At 60.5% G+C, this 17,821-nt stretch carries 12 protein-coding genes and 2 pseudogenes; 3 read left to right on the forward strand and 11 right to left on the reverse strand.

The window, feature by feature from the left end; genetic code table 11:
- Positions 1–21 precede the first annotated feature (21 nt).
- The 11 genes and pseudogenes from QO002_RS24595 to QO002_RS24650 all read right to left on the reverse strand — a co-directional run.
- A pseudogene (locus QO002_RS24595) lies at positions 22–309 on the reverse strand (SDR family oxidoreductase); the annotation flags it as partial.
- 150 nt (positions 310–459) lie between these two features.
- On the reverse strand, positions 460–1,947 hold the full coding sequence (gene cysG / locus QO002_RS24600; protein ID WP_307234800.1) for a siroheme synthase CysG: 1,488 nt from the start codon (positions 1,945–1,947) through the stop codon (positions 460–462).
- On the reverse strand, positions 1,919–4,573 hold the full coding sequence (locus tag QO002_RS24605) for a nitrate reductase (protein ID WP_307235078.1): 2,655 nt from the start codon (positions 4,571–4,573) through the stop codon (positions 1,919–1,921). The genes cysG and QO002_RS24605 overlap by 29 nt, the downstream gene beginning before the upstream one ends.
- A 15-nt stretch (positions 4,574–4,588) precedes the next feature.
- Positions 4,589–4,918 (reverse strand): nitrite reductase small subunit NirD, encoded by a 330-nt coding sequence (gene nirD / locus QO002_RS24610; RefSeq protein WP_307234802.1) that lies wholly within the window; start codon positions 4,916–4,918, stop codon positions 4,589–4,591.
- Between the two features lie 20 nt (positions 4,919–4,938).
- Positions 4,939–7,389: a nitrite reductase large subunit NirB gene (nirB, locus tag QO002_RS24615; RefSeq protein WP_307234804.1), complete on the reverse strand. Its 2,451-nt coding sequence runs from the start codon at positions 7,387–7,389 to the stop codon at positions 4,939–4,941.
- Between the two features lie 17 nt (positions 7,390–7,406).
- Entirely contained in the window at positions 7,407–8,660 is a 1,254-nt protein-coding gene (locus QO002_RS24620; protein WP_307234806.1) for an MFS transporter, read from the reverse strand.
- 312 nt (positions 8,661–8,972) lie between these two features.
- Positions 8,973–10,190 (reverse strand): CmpA/NrtA family ABC transporter substrate-binding protein, encoded by a 1,218-nt coding sequence (locus QO002_RS24625; RefSeq protein WP_307234809.1) that lies wholly within the window; start codon positions 10,188–10,190, stop codon positions 8,973–8,975.
- Complete coding sequence (locus QO002_RS24630) at positions 10,187–10,789, reverse strand: ANTAR domain-containing response regulator (protein ID WP_307234811.1); 603 nt, start codon at positions 10,787–10,789, stop codon at positions 10,187–10,189. The genes QO002_RS24625 and QO002_RS24630 overlap by 4 nt, the downstream gene beginning before the upstream one ends.
- A 175-nt stretch (positions 10,790–10,964) precedes the next feature.
- Positions 10,965–11,746: pseudogene (locus QO002_RS31145) on the reverse strand (IS5 family transposase).
- A gap of 115 nt (positions 11,747–11,861) precedes the next feature.
- Positions 11,862–12,848 (reverse strand): substrate-binding domain-containing protein, encoded by a 987-nt coding sequence (locus tag QO002_RS24645; protein ID WP_307234813.1) that lies wholly within the window; start codon positions 12,846–12,848, stop codon positions 11,862–11,864.
- A 47-nt stretch (positions 12,849–12,895) separates the two neighbouring features.
- Complete coding sequence (locus QO002_RS24650; RefSeq protein WP_307234815.1) at positions 12,896–13,876, reverse strand: NAD-dependent epimerase/dehydratase family protein; 981 nt, start codon at positions 13,874–13,876, stop codon at positions 12,896–12,898.
- Between the two features lie 204 nt (positions 13,877–14,080).
- Here QO002_RS24650 and QO002_RS24655 point away from each other — a divergent pair, with 204 nt between their 5' ends.
- The 3 genes from QO002_RS24655 to QO002_RS24665 all read left to right on the forward strand — a co-directional run bounded on the left by QO002_RS24655 (position 14,081) and on the right by QO002_RS24665 (position 17,805).
- Positions 14,081–14,869, forward strand: a complete 789-nt coding sequence (locus tag QO002_RS24655) for an ATP-binding cassette domain-containing protein (protein WP_370878594.1) — start codon at positions 14,081–14,083, stop codon at positions 14,867–14,869.
- Positions 14,870–14,907: 38 nt separating this feature from the next.
- Positions 14,908–15,906 carry an ABC transporter permease gene (locus tag QO002_RS24660; RefSeq protein WP_307235080.1) on the forward strand — a complete coding sequence of 333 codons (999 nt, stop codon included), beginning with the start codon at positions 14,908–14,910 and terminating at the stop codon, positions 15,904–15,906.
- A 132-nt stretch (positions 15,907–16,038) separates the two neighbouring features.
- Positions 16,039–17,805, forward strand: coding sequence for a SulP family inorganic anion transporter (locus tag QO002_RS24665; protein WP_307234820.1), 1,767 nt, complete (start codon positions 16,039–16,041; stop codon positions 17,803–17,805).
- The last annotated feature ends 16 nt before the right edge of the window (positions 17,806–17,821 follow it).

Below are 17,821 nucleotides of genomic sequence, written 5' to 3' on the forward strand. Positions count from 1 at the left end.
CCCAGTTTTCTTTGGCTTTGCTCATGCGACGGCCTGTGCATCGGTGATCTCGACAAGCGATCCACACATGAAGGCTGACACTTCGGACGCCGGGAAAGCAACGAGCGCGGCGACTTCCTCCGGCTTGCCGACGCGGCCGAAAGCCACGATCTTGTTGAGATTGGCGATGGTTCGTCCGGATCGTGTAACACCCGCTTCCAGCATCGGCGTGTGGATTTCGCCGGGGCAAACCGCGTTGACGCGGATCTTGTCGGGTGCGCAATTGCGGGTGAGGTCCTGGGTGAAGGCGGCGGTCTTCGCGGTGTTGTAGGGATCCTGCTGCGACTGCTGAAGGGCGAAACGGTGGACGACATCGAAACGGTGCTGCCCGTCGAACTGGTAATCCGCGAGAGCACGGCGCGCTGCCCCTGAAACGATCGTTCCACCCACGTTTCTCGCCGACACGGACGCCGGTTTCGTCTATCTCACCGTGGCCTGCTGCATGTTCGGGAAGACATGATCGCCGTCGTCCTGTTCCCGCAGCGCACCGAGCGCGTTGCCGATAGCGATCAGGACCGGTTGGTCATAGCCAATCTCGCGGATACCGATGGCGAGATTTTCCAGAGTTCCCGTCCAGCGATGTTCGTTTGGCCGGCTCACATTGTTGATGATGACGGCCGGCGTTTGTGCACCGACGCCTTCAGTGATCATTCGTTTGGCAATGGCGGGCGCTGTTCTGCCGCCCATGTAGAATACATTCGTAGTGCGAGAATCTGCCATCGATCGCCAGTCGATATCCTTGGGCATATCGCCATGGCGGGAGTGACCGGTGGTGAAGCGGACAGACTGGGCGTGGTCGCGGTGGGTCAGCGAGATGCCAAGACGGGATGCCATGGCGCTTGCGGCCGTGATACCGGGGATCACGTCAACCGGAATGCCCTCGCCCTGAAGATGCGCAATTTCTTCGCCGGCGCGCCCGAAAATCATCGGATCTCCGGATTTAAGACGCACCACCCGCTTGCCCGCCTTGGCAAGCTTGACCATCATGTCGTTGATATCCTCCTGGCGACAGCTCTCGCGACCGCCGCGCTTGCCCACCAGCATGCGCTTGGCCTCGCGACGCGCCAGTTCGAGAACCTCGTCTGAGACAAGGTCATCGAACAGGATGACATCGGCCGCCTGCAGGGCACGTACGGCTTTCAGCGTCAACAACTCCGCGTCACCCGGCCCTGCACCGACAAGCGTCACGCTGCCACCCTTATCCACCGCGTGAGCTATGCCCGCAGCCTCCTTCATAAGATCGGCGACAACAAGATCTTGCGGTGGCTTGCCCTCGTTAAAGGCACGGTCGGCGAATTTCTCCCAGAAGGCACGGCGCGGCGCCCCGGGTTCCAGCAAGGCGTGAACGCGTTCGCGAATGGTCTGCGCCAGCGCCGCCCAAGCTTTGAGGCTTCCCGGCAGCAGCGTTTCGATCCGGCGTCGGATAGCCTGCGCGAGAATGGGTGCGGCGCCGTCCGTGGAAATGGCGATGATCGCAGGCGAACGGTTGACGATCGAGCCAAACTGAAACTGGCAGTAGGCCGGCTTGTCGATCACGTTGACCGGCACACCGGCTTCCCGGGTGGCTTCGAAGAACAATGCTGCTTCTGCTTCGTCGTCAAAATCGCCAATCGCAAGTGTCGCGCCGGCAAGGTTCTGCTTGCCACACTCTTCACGCCGGTGCATCAGCATGGCAGAGCCGTGCACTGGTGGTCGAGCAAGAAGTATCTCGAACGTCTCGCTGAGCGTTTCGGCGAAGATTTCGACATGGGCACCACAGGATGCAAGCAGCTCCGCCTTCCATGCAGCGGCATCCGAGCCGCCGACGACGATGCAGCGCTTGCCTTCGAGCGCCCAGAAGACGGGAAGTTTTGCCAAGGCTTCCATGCGGGCGGGAGCTTCACTCCGCGGCAGTTGCAAGACATCCATCGATGATCCCCCTGATCTCAGCGCGGCAGGAGCCGCAATTGGTTCCGGCATTCAACTCCTTGCCGACAGCCTCGACGCTGTGACAGCCGCCGCGGACAGCCCCGACGATCTGATTGACGCCGACACCGAAGCACGAGCACACGGTAGCGCCCGGGTCTGCCCCGCCCACGCCGGGCCGGCCCGCAACAAGCGTGAAACGCTTGCGCAGATTGCCGTGCTCGGCAGCAAGCTGTGAAACCGCCCAGCTGCGCGCGACAGCCACCGGCTCCCGCGCAAGAAACAGGGCGGCCAGGAGCTTGTCGCCGCTGAAAAAAGCGAGCCGCAGGTCGCCTGTCTGCTGGTCGGCATAGCCCAATGGCTCTGCTCCCTCGCCAAGCCCGAAAGCGACACGGCACCACTGCGGCCAATCCGTGACCGCCTGGCTAAAAGCCAACTCGATACGCCATCCGCCATCCGCCTTGGCCAAGGCCCAGTAATCCGCCTGGAGATTGAAAGGCTTTGCGACGGAGATGGCGAAACCATAGAAGGCGGCGGCGAAAGGACGGGCAGAAACGGCGACATTCTTAGAGGCAGGCTGCCCCGAAACCGGATCGGTCAGAGGTGGAACAACCGCGTCGATCCGGGCCCTGGCGGAAAACTGATCATTCCAGTGCATCGGCGCGAAGATGCTATCGCGGGTCTGGCGTTCGCTGATGAGCGCCCGCAGAACCGCTTTGCCACGCGGGCTTTCAATTTCAATCAGGTCGGCACCGCCAACGCCGATCATTTGGGCGTCGCGCGGATGAAGTTCGGCAAATGGCTCGGCAATATGTGCCGAGAGCCGCGCGCTCTTTCCGGTTCTGGTCATAGTGTGCCACTGGTCACGGATGCGACCCGTATTCAGCGTGAAGGGGAATTCGGCGGTCGTGCGATCTGTTTCCGGCGCTTGAACGGCAATGAAGCGCGCCCGGCCATCGGGGTGGTAGTAACCGCCGCGCGCAAAGAACCGTGTCACCCTGCCATCATCGCCTTTTGGCTGTGGCCACTGAAACGGTTTCATGACCTGATAGGCGGGATCGCCGAGCCCGACATAGGCGCCAATGTCGAAATCGCGACTGCCACCGTTTTCGAAAGCGGAAAGAGCGGCATGCTCAGCGAAGATTTCCGACGGGGAGGCATGATCGAAACCATCGAACCCCATGCGACGGGCAACCTCGCAGAGTTGCCACCAATCCGCACGAGCCTCGCCCGGTGCAGTCAGGAATGGGCGTTGGCGAGAGATGCGGCGCTCGGAGTTGGTAACAGTCCCATCCTTTTCACCCCAGCCCAGGGAAGGTAGCAGAACATGGGCATGGCGCGTCGTATCCGTTAGTTTCAACACGTCGGACACGACGACGAAGGGACATGCTGCTATCGCCGCTTCCACGGCATCTGCATCCGGCATCGATACGACCGGATTGGTCGCCATGATCCAGAGTGCCCTGATGCGGCCGTCGGCAACGGCGCGGAACATATCGACGGCCTTGAGGCCTGCACGATCCGCCATTTCCGGCGATTGCCAGAAACGTTGCAGACGGTCCCGGTCGGCGGGGTCTTCGATCGACATATGAGCCGCCAGCATATTGGAGAGGCCGCCGACCTCGCGGCCACCCATGGCGTTCGGCTGGCCTGTCAATGAAAACGGCCCCATGCCCTGCCGGCCGATACGGCCCGTTGCCAGGTGACAGTTGATGATGGCATTGACCTTGTCGGTGCCGGACGACGACTGGTTGACGCCCTGGCTGTAGCAGGTGACGACCTTTTCGGTGCGCTCGAACAGGCTGAAGAACTGGCGAATTTCTCTGGCGCCAAGCCCTGTGCGTTCCATCAATTCGGGAAAGCGCATGGCGCTTGCGACCGCAAAGGCCTCGGAAAAGCCGTTGGTGTGGGCGGCAAGATAGTTTTCGTCAATGGCACTTGTCTTGGCGAGGTGGGCGAGCAGGCCGTTGAACAGCGCGATATCGCCATCGGGGCGGATCGCCAGATGCAGGTCGGCAATATCGGCGGTCATGGTTCGGCGCGGATCGATCACCACTACCTTCAAGCCCGGTCGTGCCGCCTTGGCGGCCGCGAGCCGCTGGTAGATGACGGGGTGGCACCAGGCGAGGTTCGAGCCCGTAAGGATCACCAGATCGGCGAGTTCCAGGTCCTCGTAGCAGCCCGGCACCGTATCCGAACCGAAGGCCCGCCGGTGGCCGGCGACCGAAGAGGACATGCAAAGCCTTGAATTCGTGTCGATATTGGCCGAACCGATGTAGCCCTTCATCAGCTTGTTGGCGACGTAGTAGTCCTCTGTCAGAAGCTGGCCGGAAACGTAGAAGGCGACCGAATCCGGCCCATGTTCGGCAATCGCGGCGGAGAAGCGCTCGGCCACCAGATCGAGAGCTTCGCCCCACGCAGCGGCCTTGCCGCGAATTTCCGGCTCAAGCAGGCGTCCGTCGAGATCTAGGGTCTCGGCCAGCGCCGATCCCTTGGAGCAAACGCGGCCGAAATTGGCGGGGTGATCGGGATCACCCTTGACAGAAACCTTGCCATCCTCGTCCACGCGGGCGATCACCCCGCAGCCGACACCGCAATAGGGACAGGTGGTTTTCGTTTCAGGCGCCATGTTCGTTCCCATGACCTACTCCGCCGCCATCATCAGGCTTTCCAGCGCGATCGAGAGTTCGCCGTCTTCGTTGCGCACGGGAATGGTTCGAACCACCCCTTCATCCGCGCCCAGTGCGTTGCCGGTCTCCAGCGAAATCACCCAGTTGTGCAGCGGACACGTCACGGCCTTGCCGTGAACGATGCCTTGCGTCAGCGGTCCGCCCTTGTGCGGGCAATGATCCTCGATGGCGAAAACCTCGTTTTCGCCTGTGCGGAAGACACCGATCTTGCCTTGGGGTGTCTTGACACAACGCGCGCCCCGGAGCGGAATGTCGTCGATGTTGCCGATGGCATACCAGTTCATGTTTCTTTCCTTTCCGGAGATCACTCGGCAGCCTGACTGAAACCGACGGACGCCATCGGTCTGAACTCGTGTTTGTCCTTGCCGGAGACGCGTTCCGACCACGGATCGACCTGAGCGAATTGCTGGCTGAAGACGAAACGCTCGTAATAGGCCTTGCGCTTTTCGGTATCGTCGATGATCTGACGGCGGATTTCCTCAAGGCCGATGCGCTTGGCCCATTTGTAGATGCGCTCCAGATAGCGGGCCTGCTCGCGATACATCTGCGTCAGCGCCACGATATGCTCCAGCGCTTCGTCCTCGGTCTTCACGAGCCCTAGAACCTCGGTTCCCTTGATGTCGAGGCCGGCGGCACCAGCGAAATGGATTTCGAAGCCTGAATCGACGCAGATCACACCGATATCCTTGCAAGTCGCCTCCGCGCAGTTTCGCGGACAGCCGGAAACCGCCATCTTCAGCTTGGCCGGTGTCCACGAGCCCCACATGAACTTTTCGATGCGGATGCCGAGACCGGTCGAATCCTGCGTGCCGAAGCGACACCAATCGGAGCCGACGCAGGTTTTGACCGTGCGAAGGCCCTTGGCGTAGGCCTGACCGGAGATGAAGCCGGCCTTGCCGAGATCGGCCCAGACGGCGGGCAGGTCTTCCTTTTCGATGCCGAGCAGGTCGATGCGTTGGCCGCCTGTCACCTTCACCAAGGGGATATCGAACTTATCAACGACATCGGCGATGGCGCGCAGCTCACCCGCATTCGTGACGCCGCCCCACATGCGCGGCACGACCGAATAGGTACCATCCTTCTGGATGTTGGCGTGGACGCGCTCGTTGATGAAACGCGACTGATAGTCGTCGGCATATTCATCCGGCCAGTCGCAGACGAGGTAATAGTTCAACGCCGGGCGGCACTTGGCGCAACCGCATGAGGTCTTCCATTCCAGGTCCTGCATCACCGCGGGGATGGTCTTCAAACCCTTCGCCTTGATCAGCCGGCGCACGTCGTCGTGGCCAAACTCCGTGCAGCCGCACATCGGCTGGACGGCAGCAGGGTTGTAGCTATCACCGAGGGTGATCGTCATCAGCTTCTCGACCAGCCCCGTGCAGGAGCCGCAGGAAGCGGATGCCTTGGTGTGAGACCGCACGTCGTCGAGCGAACTCAGCCCCTTTGATGTGATCGTAGAGACGATTCTGCCCTTGCAGACGCCGTTGCAGCCGCAGATTTCCGCGTCATCCGGCAAGGCTGCAACGGCCGCCATAGGGTCCAGCGGAGACCCTCCCTGATAGGCCTGACCGAAGATCAGCGTTTCGCGCATCTGTGAGATGTCAGTCGCCTTCTTCTTCAGGTCGTTGAACCAGGCGCCATCGGCGGTTTCGCCGTAGAGCACCGTGCCGATGATGCGGTTTTCCTTCAACACCACCCGCTTGTAGACGCCGGCCGAGGCATCGCGCAGCACAATCTCCTCGCGGTCGTCGCCATCAGCGAAATCACCGAGCGAGAACAGTTCGATACCCGTGACCTTGAGTTTGGTCGGCGTGTCGGAATGGACGAAGGCCGGCAAACGGTCGCCGGCAAGATGGGAAGCGGCAATGCGGGCCATCTCGTAGAGCGGCGCGACGAGGCCATAGACCATACCGCCGACCTCGGCGCATTCGCCAAGTGCCATGATGTTGCCGTCGGAGGTCAGCATGCCGTCATCGACGACGATACCTCTGTTAACGGCAAGACCGGCGTCCCTGGCAAGCCCGACGCTCGGGCGGATACCGACGGCCATGACGACCAGCGTTGCCGGAATGATGCGGCCATCGTCAAGCTCGATGCCCTCGACCTTGCCATTGCCGATGATTGCCTTGGTGTTGGCCTTGCAGAGGATCTTGATGCCGCGCCCTTCCAGCTCCTTCTGCAGGAGATAGCCGGCAGCAGGATCAAGCTGGCGGTCCATCAGGGTCGGCATGACATGCAGGACGGTCACATCCATGCCACGACCGGCAAGCCCGGCCGCGGCCTCGAGGCCAAGCAGGCCGCCACCGATGACGACGGCCTTCTCGCGCGATTGCGCCGCAAGCAGCATGGCCTGCACGTCATCGAGATCGCGGTAGGTGATGACGCCGCGCATGTCGTTGCCCGGAACGGGAATGATGAAGGGCACGGAGCCGGTGGCGATCACCAGCTTGTCGTAGCTTTCGGTCACGCCATGATCGGAGGTCACGGTCTTGGCGGCACGGTCTATCGCGACGATACGGTGGCCCTTGTAGAGCGTGATGCCGTGCTTGATGTACCAGCCGTCGCCATGGATGATGATTTCCTCGTATTCCTTCTCGCCGGAGAGAACCGGCGAGAGCATGATGCGGTCGTAATTGACGCGCGGCTCGGCGTTGAAAATCGTGACCTGATACTGCTCCGGCGCCTTTTCGAACAGGTGCTCCAGCATTCGCCCCGGCGCCATGCCATTGCCGATAATGACGAGTTTCTCTGTCATGGATCGTCCTTTTCGTTTCAGGCAGCGACAGCGGAGACGGAAAGCGCATTGCGCTCCATTCTCCGGATCGACAGGTGCATCCAGATCATCGACCCGGCGACGACGGCGAAGAGAAGAAGGAAGCAGCTCGACCAGAGACCGGTGAGATCCTTTAGCAACCCGAAGGCGATGGGCAGGATGAAGCCGCCGAGACCGCCGACCATGCCGACGATACCGCCAACAGCGCCGACGCTATCGGGATAATAGGCCGGAATGTGCTTGTAGACGGCAGCCTTGCCGAGGCTCATGAAGAAGCCGAGCACGAAGATCACCACGATGAAGACGGCCGGTGTAATGCCGAATGCTACTCCGCTCGTTGCGGCGGGCAGCGAAAGGATGAGCGTGGCGAGACCCGAGACACCGAGCACCCAATACATCACGCTGCGCGCGCCCTTGCGGTCGGACAGAACACCGCCAAAGGCCCGAAAGATGCTGCCGGGGATCGAATAGGCGGCCGCGATCATGCCGGCATGGGCGATATCGAAGCCGTAGACACCGACGAGATAACGCGGCAGCCAGAGCGACAGGGCGACGAAGCCACCGAAGGCAAAGAAATAGTAGAGCGAGAAACGCCAGACCTGGACGTTCTTCAGCGGTGCGAATTCCTGTGCGAGACTGCGTGGGGCAGCGCGACGTTCGCGCCGGGCGCGAAACGATGGATCGTCGGTCGTCGTGAACCAGAAGACGATCGCCGTGACGACCAGGGCAACAGCCCAGATCTGCGCAACGGCCTGCCATCCCCAAGCCAGCAGCACGAAGGGGGCTGCAAACTTGGTCACTGCCGCTCCGACATTGCCGGCGCCAAAGATGCCAAGCGCCGTGCCCTGCTTCTGCGATGGAAAGAACGGCGAAATATACGCAACTCCGACCGCGAAGGAACCGCCGGCCAGACCAACGCCGAGACCGGCAAGCAGCATCTGCGGAAACGTGGTCGCATAGGACAGCAGGAAGGTTGCCAGCGCTGCGGCAAGCATGGTTGCGACATAGAGGAGACGGCCGCCGTAACGGCTGGTCCAGATACCGAGCACGATGCGAACAATAGAGCCCGACAGGATCGGCGTGCCGATCAGCAGGCCGAATTCGGCTTCGCTTAAGGCCAGATCCTGCTTGATACGGACGCCGATGATGGCGAAGATGGTCCAGACGGCGAAACAGACGGTGAAAGCGAATGTGGACATCCACAGAGCTTTGGCTGGCTCACCGGCAGACAGGGTTTTCGTGTTCTCAGACATGGCTTCTCCGAGGCCCGACAAGGTCGTGCCGATCCGATGTTTGGGTTGAAAAACAAAAAAGCCGCTGGCCAGGTCGCGCCAACACTTTACGTGTGCACATATCCTGATCAGCGGCTTTGCTGGAGACGCCCTTCGTTGGACGTCGAATTCGTGACCCGAAGGCCTGAAAATATCAAAGCAAGATGCGTGCCAACTTTGCTGGATTATTAGTTTTCAAAGACTTGGCGGGGAACGGCCGAATTCTCCAACGAAAACTAGCTCCCGCATGTGCACAGGAGGCGTCAAATTTTGTGCAGTGCGCACAAATTAGGCTCAATGCGGATGGCGTTGCGCGGCGATATACGCGTCGATGGCATCCGGATCGAAAAGGCCGCCATCGAAGAAGCCGTCAGGCCCGAGGCTCAGGGCACCGGATGAACCGACCGGAGTTTCAACGGTGAGCGCGCCTTCCACCTTGGCGCTTGCAGAGGGCATGGCCACGCCGCGGGATTTCAGCGCGGCCCGGTAAAGATCCGGCCGATAGGTTTCGGCCGCGATCTGCTGATGGGAGGCACTGTGTTCGATCTGCCCCCAACGCACCATCTGGGTGTAAAACCAGAGAGCATGGCTCTTCCAGGGAAACGTTGCGGCCTTGGCATGGGGAACGAAGAAATCCTTCACGGAGCGGATCGCGCCACCACCAATCGGCAAGGCCCCGCTCAAGGCGGGCAGCAGTAGCTCCACATCGCGCCCGACATAGGCCGGCCTCGCCAGCAGCTCTGCCAGTTCCTGATGATTTTCCGGCCGCGCACACCAACGCGATGCTTCCTCAAGCGCGACAATCAATCCCGAGAGGGCTTCCGGGTGGTTCTCGGCCCAGCGGGCGTTGACGCCGAGCACCTTTTCCGGGCTCGACTTCCAGATGGCAGCCTTGACCGTGGCGAGATGCGCGCCGCGCTTGAGCACACCAAAGGAATTCCAGGGCTCGCCTGCGCAATACCCATCGATGATACCCGCTGCCAGAGCATCTCCCATGTCTGGCGGCGGCAGAACGAAAATTTCGATTTCTCGGTCAGGATCGATACCGCTTGCGGCAAGCCAATAGCGAAGCTCGTAGTTGTGCCCCGAATAGGGATGGACGACGCCGAAGCGAAGTGGATCGGACTGCCTGGTAGCGATGACTTTGCGCAATGCTTCGCCATTGCCGCTGGCGTCGAGATCCGCCGTTGCACCATGCTGCGCCATCGATTGCCAGAGTGACCCCGAAACGGTGACCGCGTTGCCGCCCAGCCCTAGCGCCATCGGCACGATCATCGTTGGAGCCGGTGCGCTGAGGCCGAGATTGCAGGCGATCGGCATCGGCGCCAGGATATGGGCAGCATCGAAATGACTGACTGCTAGCCGGTCGCGGATAGACGCCCACGAGCGCTCCCGCACCAGGGAAAGGTCGATCGCGTTTTCCTCTGCAAAGCCTTTTTCCTTGGCGACGACCAGAAGTGCGCTGTCGAGCAGCGGCACGAAACCGGCAGTGATTTCGTATCTGGACGTCATTCATCAGCTCCCGGATCGAGCATGCTTGCGGCGGTGATAAGGCTTTGGGCAATCTCGACGATCTTGCGGTTCTGGTTCATCGCCGTCTTGCGCAAAAGTGCGTAGGCCGCCTCCTCCGACAGCCCACGCGAGCGCATGAGAAGGCCTTTGGCGCGATCGACGATCTTGCGGTTCTCCAGTTCGCCGCGCGTTTCCTCAAGCTCCCTCGAAAGGCGCGAGAAGGCATTGAAGCGACTGATCGCCATCTTGAGGATCGGTCGCACTCTCTCCTGCTTCAAGCCATCGACGATATAGGCCGACACCCCTGCATCGACGGCTGCTTCGATGGAGGCTTCATCGGATCTGTCGACAAACATGGCGATTGGGCGTTGCACGGCGCGGGATATCTGGAAGAAGCTTTCCAGCATGTCCCGATTTGGATTTTCGAGATCGATAACGATGACATCGGGATTGAGTTCGGCAATGCGACGCGCGAGCCCGTGCATATCGTCGATTATCGTCACCCGATCATAGCCGCCTTCCCGCAAGCCCTCTTCAATGATGGACGCACGAATGCGGTTTTCATCGATGACCAGAACGTTGAGGCTGCGTGATTTCATGACACCAACAACAGGTTTGCCGCGAAAGCAGCCCGGCGACACAAAACGGCGCCTGGATCGCACATGAGCGAAGCCGATCCGGAAATCAAGTGAAAAACAGGGTGAGACCGCAGACCCGCACATTTTCGCAACAGGGGGAACTACGATGCGGCAGCCAATCCGCTATGGGCATGATCTAGGTTCTGTTGACAAAGTAGGGTAGCCAAATCTTTGCGGCAGCCAACGCGAGGAAGGCTTCAAAAGAAGCTCTGGTCTTATCGTATCTGGTGGCGATCCTGCGAAACTGCTTGAGACGATTAAACATCCGCTCGATACGATTGCGATCCTTGTATGCTCGGTAGTCACAGGCAGGCGGGTTCTTCCGGTTCGCTTTTGGCGGAATAACGGGACGGATGCCGCGCATCAAAAGCTCTTCCCGGATAGAGTCGCCGTCATACCCCTTATCTGCCAGGAATAGCCTGGGCTTGTTGACTGGCATGGCCAACAGAGCCGGAACGGCATTGTAGTCCGAGGTCTCGCCACCCGTCAGGATAAAGCCAAGAGGGCGTCCCTGACCGTCCGCTCTGGCATGGATTTTTGTCGTAAAGCCGCCGCGTGATCGACCAAAAGCCTCCTTATGAGTCCCCCTTTAGCGCCCGCTGCCTGCGAATGGCCGCGAACTGTGGTGCTATCGATCATGTGCTGCCAGTCGTCAGTCAGGCCAAGGCCGACCAATGTTTCCAGAAGGGCATCCCAAACGCCGTGCTCAGCCCATCGCCGGAAACGGACATAGACCGAATTCCATTTGCCGTATCGCTCGTGCATATCCCGCCAAGGGCATCCGACGCGCAGAACGTGCAGCATCCCATTTAGAAAGCGCCGATTATCATGGGCAGGACGGGATTTTCGTCCGCGCTCCGCAGGCAAAAGCCCTTCAATAATCCGCCATTCGACATCCGAAAGATCGCCACGAGCCAAAGCAGCCTCCTAAAAGACAGCGTTGAATCATGCTTCGGGTGATTTGCAAACCCACTTTGTCAACAGGACCTAGTCATTCGGAGCGCCCGTTCCACGGACGCTCCGAACGTGTACGTTACTTCTGGATACAGGTGTCAACCGTGTCCTTGGTGCACTCGTCGAGCCCGGTGAACACCGGATCTTCGACCGGCTTTCCGGCGACAAGGTCCATCATGACCGATGGTGCCTTGTAGCCCATTTCGAACGGCCGCTGGCCGACGAGCGCGGTCACCAGGCCTTCGCGCGCGATGGCTACTTCGTCGCCGATCGTATCGGCGGCGCCGATGACGAATTCATTGCTGGCGATTTTGTCGGCCATCGGCTTGAACAGGTCACGGTAGGGCTGCGGCGCACCGAATAGTGGCCAACCGCCCATTATTCCGAAAGCGGCAAGGTCGGGATTAGCGGCGAGAATGTCCGTCATCGCCTGTACGCCCTTGGCGCCATCGTCATTGGTAAAGACCGGGCAGCCGGCAACTTCGGTCCAGCCGCCTTCGCCGGCCAATGCCGTCAGGCCCTTTTGGCCGGTCAGCGTGTCGCGCATACCCTGCGCACGGCGCAGGATGTTGTCGGCTCCTGGGTTACCTTCGATCGTGCAGATCTTGCCCCCATTCGGTTTCGCCTTCTTGATATAGTCACCGATCCGCGCGCCCATCAGGTAATTGTCCGTGCCGAGATAGGTCTTGCGCAGAGCCGAATCTTCAACCGCCAGGTCGGCATCCAGAGTCATGATCGGGATTGTCGGGTTGGCGGTCTTCAATGTCTGGGCGATCAGCTTGGCGTTGGACGGCGAAATGGCCATCGCAACGGTGTCCGCCTTGCCCAGCATGTCCTGGACGATCTGCGCCTCACCGGCCTCGTCGGAGGTCGATGCTGGACCGGTGTAGAAGCATTCATACTCAGAGTCAGGGTTTTCCTTATTCCATTTCTGGCAGCCCTGGTTGATCGCCTCGAAGAACGGGTTGTCGAGGCCCTTGACGACAATGACGAGCTGCTTTTTTGCCAATGCCTGTCCGGCGCTGAGGGCCATTATGGCCACGCCGAGCAACAGTAACTTCCTCATTGATTCCTCCCTTGAAAAAGACGGGCACGGCGTGCCCGCCACACACATCAACCCGGATACCAGACGATGCGAGGGTCATTCACTGAGCGCTCGTATTTCCAAGCCGAGTCGATTAGCAATTCCAGATCGTATTTCGGTTGCCAGTCCAGCAGGTACTTGGCCTTGCTGTTGTCCATCCAGTTGGAGTGGTACTGGCTCGGTATGTCGATGCTGCCAAAACCGCGCGTCACAGCAAGGTAGTCCGCCACCGCCCGGTAATCCACCGGCCGGTCCATACAGATGTTGAAGAGCTGCCGTTTCGTGCGCGGATTGTCGAGAGCTGCCAGTATGGCCGCAACCAGATCGTCGACATGGACGAAATTGCGCTTCAGCGGCCGGCCGTCAGCGTCAAGCAGAAGCGGCACGATTCCATCGGCGGCGTAGCGCCGCGCATCCGCCTCCGGCACCATGGTTTTCCAGTCGGGGCCGCCGAACACGTCGTCACCGAAGGACAGCGTGTATTTGAAGTCGTCCTTCTCCATGATCCACGGTGCACGCAGGCAGCAGCCGTTCAGGTCGTACTGGACACCGAACTGCTCCAGCATGACCTCCTCGAGAACCTTCGATAAAGCGTAGCTTCCCGGATAGGCCTGATGCGGCGTCTTTTCGGTGATTGGTCCATCGTGGTGATAGAAGAAATGGCCGATGCCGGCGTCTCCGCCGATGAGGATGAACTGCCGGGCGCTGGCACTCGCCCGGAATTCCTCAAGCAGCCAGAACAGCCCCTTGACGGTGACGTCCATAACGTCTTGAGGAGTTTCCTTGCAAGTGGCCAAGTGAACGACATGCGTGACACCGCGCAGCGCTGCGGCCACAACATCACGATCGGAGATCGACCCCCGCGTCACCGTTATCCGGTCGGTTTCATCGCATGACCGGTTATGGCAAAGCGCACGAATGCGCGCAGTCGAAAATCGCGGATCGTCAAGCAGCCCAGCGATGAAGTGCCGCCCGACCTTGCCGGTCGCCCCGGTGACAAGGATCAGCATGCTCGCCTCCCGAAAGCAGCTAATATGCACGCGCTTTGTTCGTCAACGACTATATATAATATAATTGAAATATTCCCGAACGCGACTTGAAACCTCCACATTCAATTGACGCTTCGACGGTGTTTTGCATTAATGCGTTCTGTCGCCGTCCACGGGAGGAAATCGGGATGGCGGGTTGCGGCGGCTTGGTGTGCCGATTGGTATGTGCTCCAGCGTTGTCGCGTGCCTGTTGGCGGGGAGGCTAGAAGGCTGGTGGCGGTTCTCGAACTGACCAATATCTCCAAACATTTCGGCGCCATCCAGGCCGTCAGCGATGTCTCGTTTTCACTTGAGGCGGGGCAGGTGGTGGGCCTCATGGGCGACAACGGCGCCGGCAAGTCGACGCTGGTCAAGATGATCGCCGGGAACTTCCGGCCGAGCCACGGCACGTTGCGCCTCGACGGCGCCGAACTCGTGATGCACCGGCCGGTGGAGGCCCGCCAGCACGGTATCGAGATCGTTCACCAGGACCTGGCGCTCTGCAATAATCTCACGGCGGCTGCCAATGTCTTCCTCGGCCGCGAGCTCCACCGCGGCATCTGGCCGTTTCACGTGCTCGACTACAAGGCCATGTACCTGCGCGCCGGCGCGATCTTCAAGGAACTGAAGTCGGAGACGCGTCCGCGCGACCTCGTCAAGCAGATGTCCGGCGGACAGCGACAAGCGGTGGCGATTGCCCGTACGATGCTGTCGGAAGCAAAGATCGTCCTGATGGACGAGCCAACGGCTGCGATTTCAGTGCGTCAGGTGGCAGAGGTGCTGAACCTCATCCGCCATCTGCGTGACAAGGGCATCGCCGTCGTGCTGATTAGTCACCGCATGCCGGACGTGTTTACGGTCGCAGACCGGGTGATCGTCATGCGCCGCGGCCGCAAGGTCGCCGACAAGGCGATTGCCGCCAGTTCGCCCGAGGAAGTGACGGGATTGATCACTGGCGCCATCGAGCAGGTATGACCGAGGCGATCGGACGCGAAAAGGAAAAGGGGCCGGCGATGGCAGTGACGCTTGACCAGACGATCGAACACCGGCAGCAAGGCTGGCTTTCTGCGGTGCTGGGCGGCCAGACCTTCTGGGTACTGATCTCCGTCATCCTCGCCTGCATCTTCCTGTCGTTCGCCACAGATTCCTTCGCGACGACGAAAAACCTCTACAACATCACCCGCAACGTCACTTTTGTGGCGATCATCGCACTGGGCATGACGGTGGTGATCATCACCGGCGGCATTGATCTTTCGGTCGGCTCTGTGCTCTGCCTGTGCAGCATGGTGCTGGCGGTGATCATGAACGCCGGCTACAGCATCGAGGTGGGGATCGCCGCCTCGGTCGCTGTCGCGCTGATTGTCGGTGGGTTCAACGGCGTGTTGATCGCCTATCTCGGTTTTCCGCCGTTCGTCGTCACGCTCGGGATGCTGTCGATCGCGCGCAGTCTGGCGATGGTGGCGTCCAATAATACCGTCGTTTTCCAGTTCGGCCCGGACCACGACAAGCTCCTGGCGCTGGGCGGTGGCGCATGGCTGTTCGGCATCGCCAATCCAGTGCTCTACATGATCGTCCTGGCGCTGATAACCGGTTTCGTGCTGCGGTGGACGCGCTTCGGTCGCTATGTCTTCGCCATAGGCGGTAACGAGCATGCAGCGACGCTGACGGGCGTGCCGGTGCGGCGGATCAAGGTTACCGTCTATATGATTTCGGCGCTGTCGGCTGGGATCGCCGGCATCATCCAGACCGGTTGGCTCGGGGCCGTCACCACCAATATCGGCGCCGGGATGGAACTGCAGGTCATCGCCGCAGCCGTCATCGGCGGTGCCAACCTGGCCGGCGGCGTCGGCACTGCTTTTGGCGCGCTGATCGGGGCGGCGCTGATAGAAGTGATCCGCAACAGCCTCGGTCTATTGGGCATCAACGCCTTTTGGCAAGGAACCTTCATCGGCGGCGCCATTGTGCTTGCCGTCCTGTTCGACCGGATACGCAACTTCCGGCAGAGTCAGTAGAAGATCACTTGCCAGACCAACGGAGAGCGATCAAAAACCGGGACTGAACACCAGTTTTCTTCCTGACACCCGAACCCCGGCCCCCGCAGAAGATGCAGTCGGACCCGCGCGCAGTTTGGTATAGGTACTCGGATGGGCTCGACATCACTTCTCGAACAGGATCCGGAGCGGGATCCACATCAGAACTCCGATACAGCAGCGTCGGGCTGGCAACGCTGGCTGCCGGGAATACAGACCGCCCGCCAGTACCAGATTTCCTGGCTGCCGCGTGATTTGGTCGCCGGGCTGGTATTGTCAGCCATGCTGGTTCCTGTTGGCATCGCCTATGCGGTGGCCTCCGGCGTGCCGGGCATCTACGGCCTCTATGCTACCATGATTCCGCTACTCACCTACGCCTTGTTCGGCCCCAGCAGAATCCTTGTGTTGGGGCCGGACTCAGCTCTGGCGACGCTCATCCTCGGCACTGTGCTGCCGCTCTCGGGAGGGGATCCGGCGCGTACCGTTGCCCTTGCCGGCATGCTGGCAGTGGTCGCCGGGCTGGTGTTGATCCTGTCCGGCGTGCTGCGGCTCGGGTTCGTCACCGAGCTCCTCTCGAAGCCGATCCGTTACGGCTATATGAACGGCATAGCGCTGACCGTGATCGTCACCCAGATTCCCAAACTCTTCCAGGTTTCCATCGACAGCACAGGGCCGCTGCAGGACTCAATTAAGATCGCAAAATCGATTCTGAACGGCGAGGCGAACTGGACCGCCTTTGCAATGGGTGCGGGCACGCTGGCGTTGATCCTTTTGTTGAAGCGTTGGCCGCGCGTTCCCGGTATTCTCTTGGTGGTTATCGCCGCGACCGTCGTAGTCGGTGTGCTCGGACTAGCTGAGACTGAAGGAGTGGCGGTGCTCGGCCCATTGCCGGCGGGCTTGCCGTCTTTCGCCTTGCCGCAAATCTACATTAGCGACATCGGTCCCCTTGTCATCGGCGGAAGCGCGATCGCGCTGGTGTCCTTTGCCGATACCAGCGTGCTGTCCCGCTCCTACGCAGCGCGGCTGGGGACAAGTGTAAACCCCAATCAGGAAATGATCGGACTTGGGGCAGCTAATTTTGCAGCAGGGTTATTCCAAGGCTTCCCGATCAGCAGCAGCTCTTCGCGTACGCCCGTGGCCGAAGCCGCGGGTGCGAGGACGCAGCTGACCAGCGTTATCGGTGCGGCAGGTGTGGCTCTCCTCCTAGTCCTCGCGCCGAACCTTCTGCGCAACTTGCCAAGCAGCGTGCTGGCTGCGGTGGTGATTGCCGCCGCCATCGGTCTCTTCGAGGTCTTGGATTTGCGACGCATCTACCGCATCCAGCAATGGGAGTTCTGGCTGTCCATGCTTTGCTTCGTCGGCGTCGCCGTCCTTGGAGCCATCCAGGGTATCGGGCTCGCCATCGTCGTCGCGGTCATCGAATTCCTCTGGGATGGGTGGCGTCCTTATTTTGCCGTCCTAGGTCGCGTTGACGGCTTGCGCGGTTACCATGATCTCAAGCGTTACCCGGCGGCGCGGCGCGTTCCAGGGCTACTTATCTTCCGCTGGGACGCACCACTGTTCTTCGCCAATTCCGAGCTTTTCCGTCAGAGCCTTACAGCGGAGATCGCAAGGTCGCCTACGCCGGTGCGGCGGGTAATCCTGGGGGCAGAGCCCATCACCAGCGTGGACGTGACGGCAGCCGACATGCTTGCCGAGTTGGAGAGCAAGTTGAGGAAAACTGGAATCGAATTGCGCTTCGCGGAGATGAAAGATCCGGTAAAGGACAAGCTGAGACGCTTCGAGCTTCTGGAACAGCTAGGGGACGACAGCTTCTATCCAACGCTTGGGGCGGCAATTGACGCCTACCTCGCCGAGCATCGCATCGACTGGAAGCCGTAAGCTCAGCCTCAAGCGC

It is taken from the genome of Pararhizobium capsulatum DSM 1112 (genome assembly GCF_030814475.1).
In the GTDB taxonomy this organism is placed as follows: Bacteria; Pseudomonadota; Alphaproteobacteria; order Rhizobiales; family Rhizobiaceae; genus Pararhizobium; species Pararhizobium capsulatum.

Coding starts and splice junctions, on each gene's coding strand:
- cysG (WP_307234800.1), bottom strand. CDS start 1,947: ATGGATGTCTTGCAACTGCCGCGGAGTGAAGCTCCCGCCCGCATGGAA.
- QO002_RS24605 (WP_307235078.1), bottom strand. CDS start 4,573: ATGGCGCCTGAAACGAAAACCACCTGTCCCTATTGCGGTGTCGGCTGC.
- nirD (WP_307234802.1), bottom strand. CDS start 4,918: ATGAACTGGTATGCCATCGGCAACATCGACGACATTCCGCTCCGGGGC.
- nirB (WP_307234804.1), bottom strand. CDS start 7,389: ATGACAGAGAAACTCGTCATTATCGGCAATGGCATGGCGCCGGGGCGA.
- QO002_RS24620 (WP_307234806.1), bottom strand. CDS start 8,660: ATGTCTGAGAACACGAAAACCCTGTCTGCCGGTGAGCCAGCCAAAGCT.
- QO002_RS24625 (WP_307234809.1), bottom strand. CDS start 10,190: ATGACGTCCAGATACGAAATCACTGCCGGTTTCGTGCCGCTGCTCGAC.
- QO002_RS24630 (WP_307234811.1), bottom strand. CDS start 10,789: ATGAAATCACGCAGCCTCAACGTTCTGGTCATCGATGAAAACCGCATT.
- QO002_RS24645 (WP_307234813.1), bottom strand. CDS start 12,848: ATGAGGAAGTTACTGTTGCTCGGCGTGGCCATAATGGCCCTCAGCGCC.
- QO002_RS24650 (WP_307234815.1), bottom strand. CDS start 13,876: ATGCTGATCCTTGTCACCGGGGCGACCGGCAAGGTCGGGCGGCACTTC.
- QO002_RS24660 (WP_307235080.1), top strand. CDS start 14,908: ATGGCAGTGACGCTTGACCAGACGATCGAACACCGGCAGCAAGGCTGG.
- QO002_RS24665 (WP_307234820.1), top strand. CDS start 16,039: ATGGGCTCGACATCACTTCTCGAACAGGATCCGGAGCGGGATCCACAT.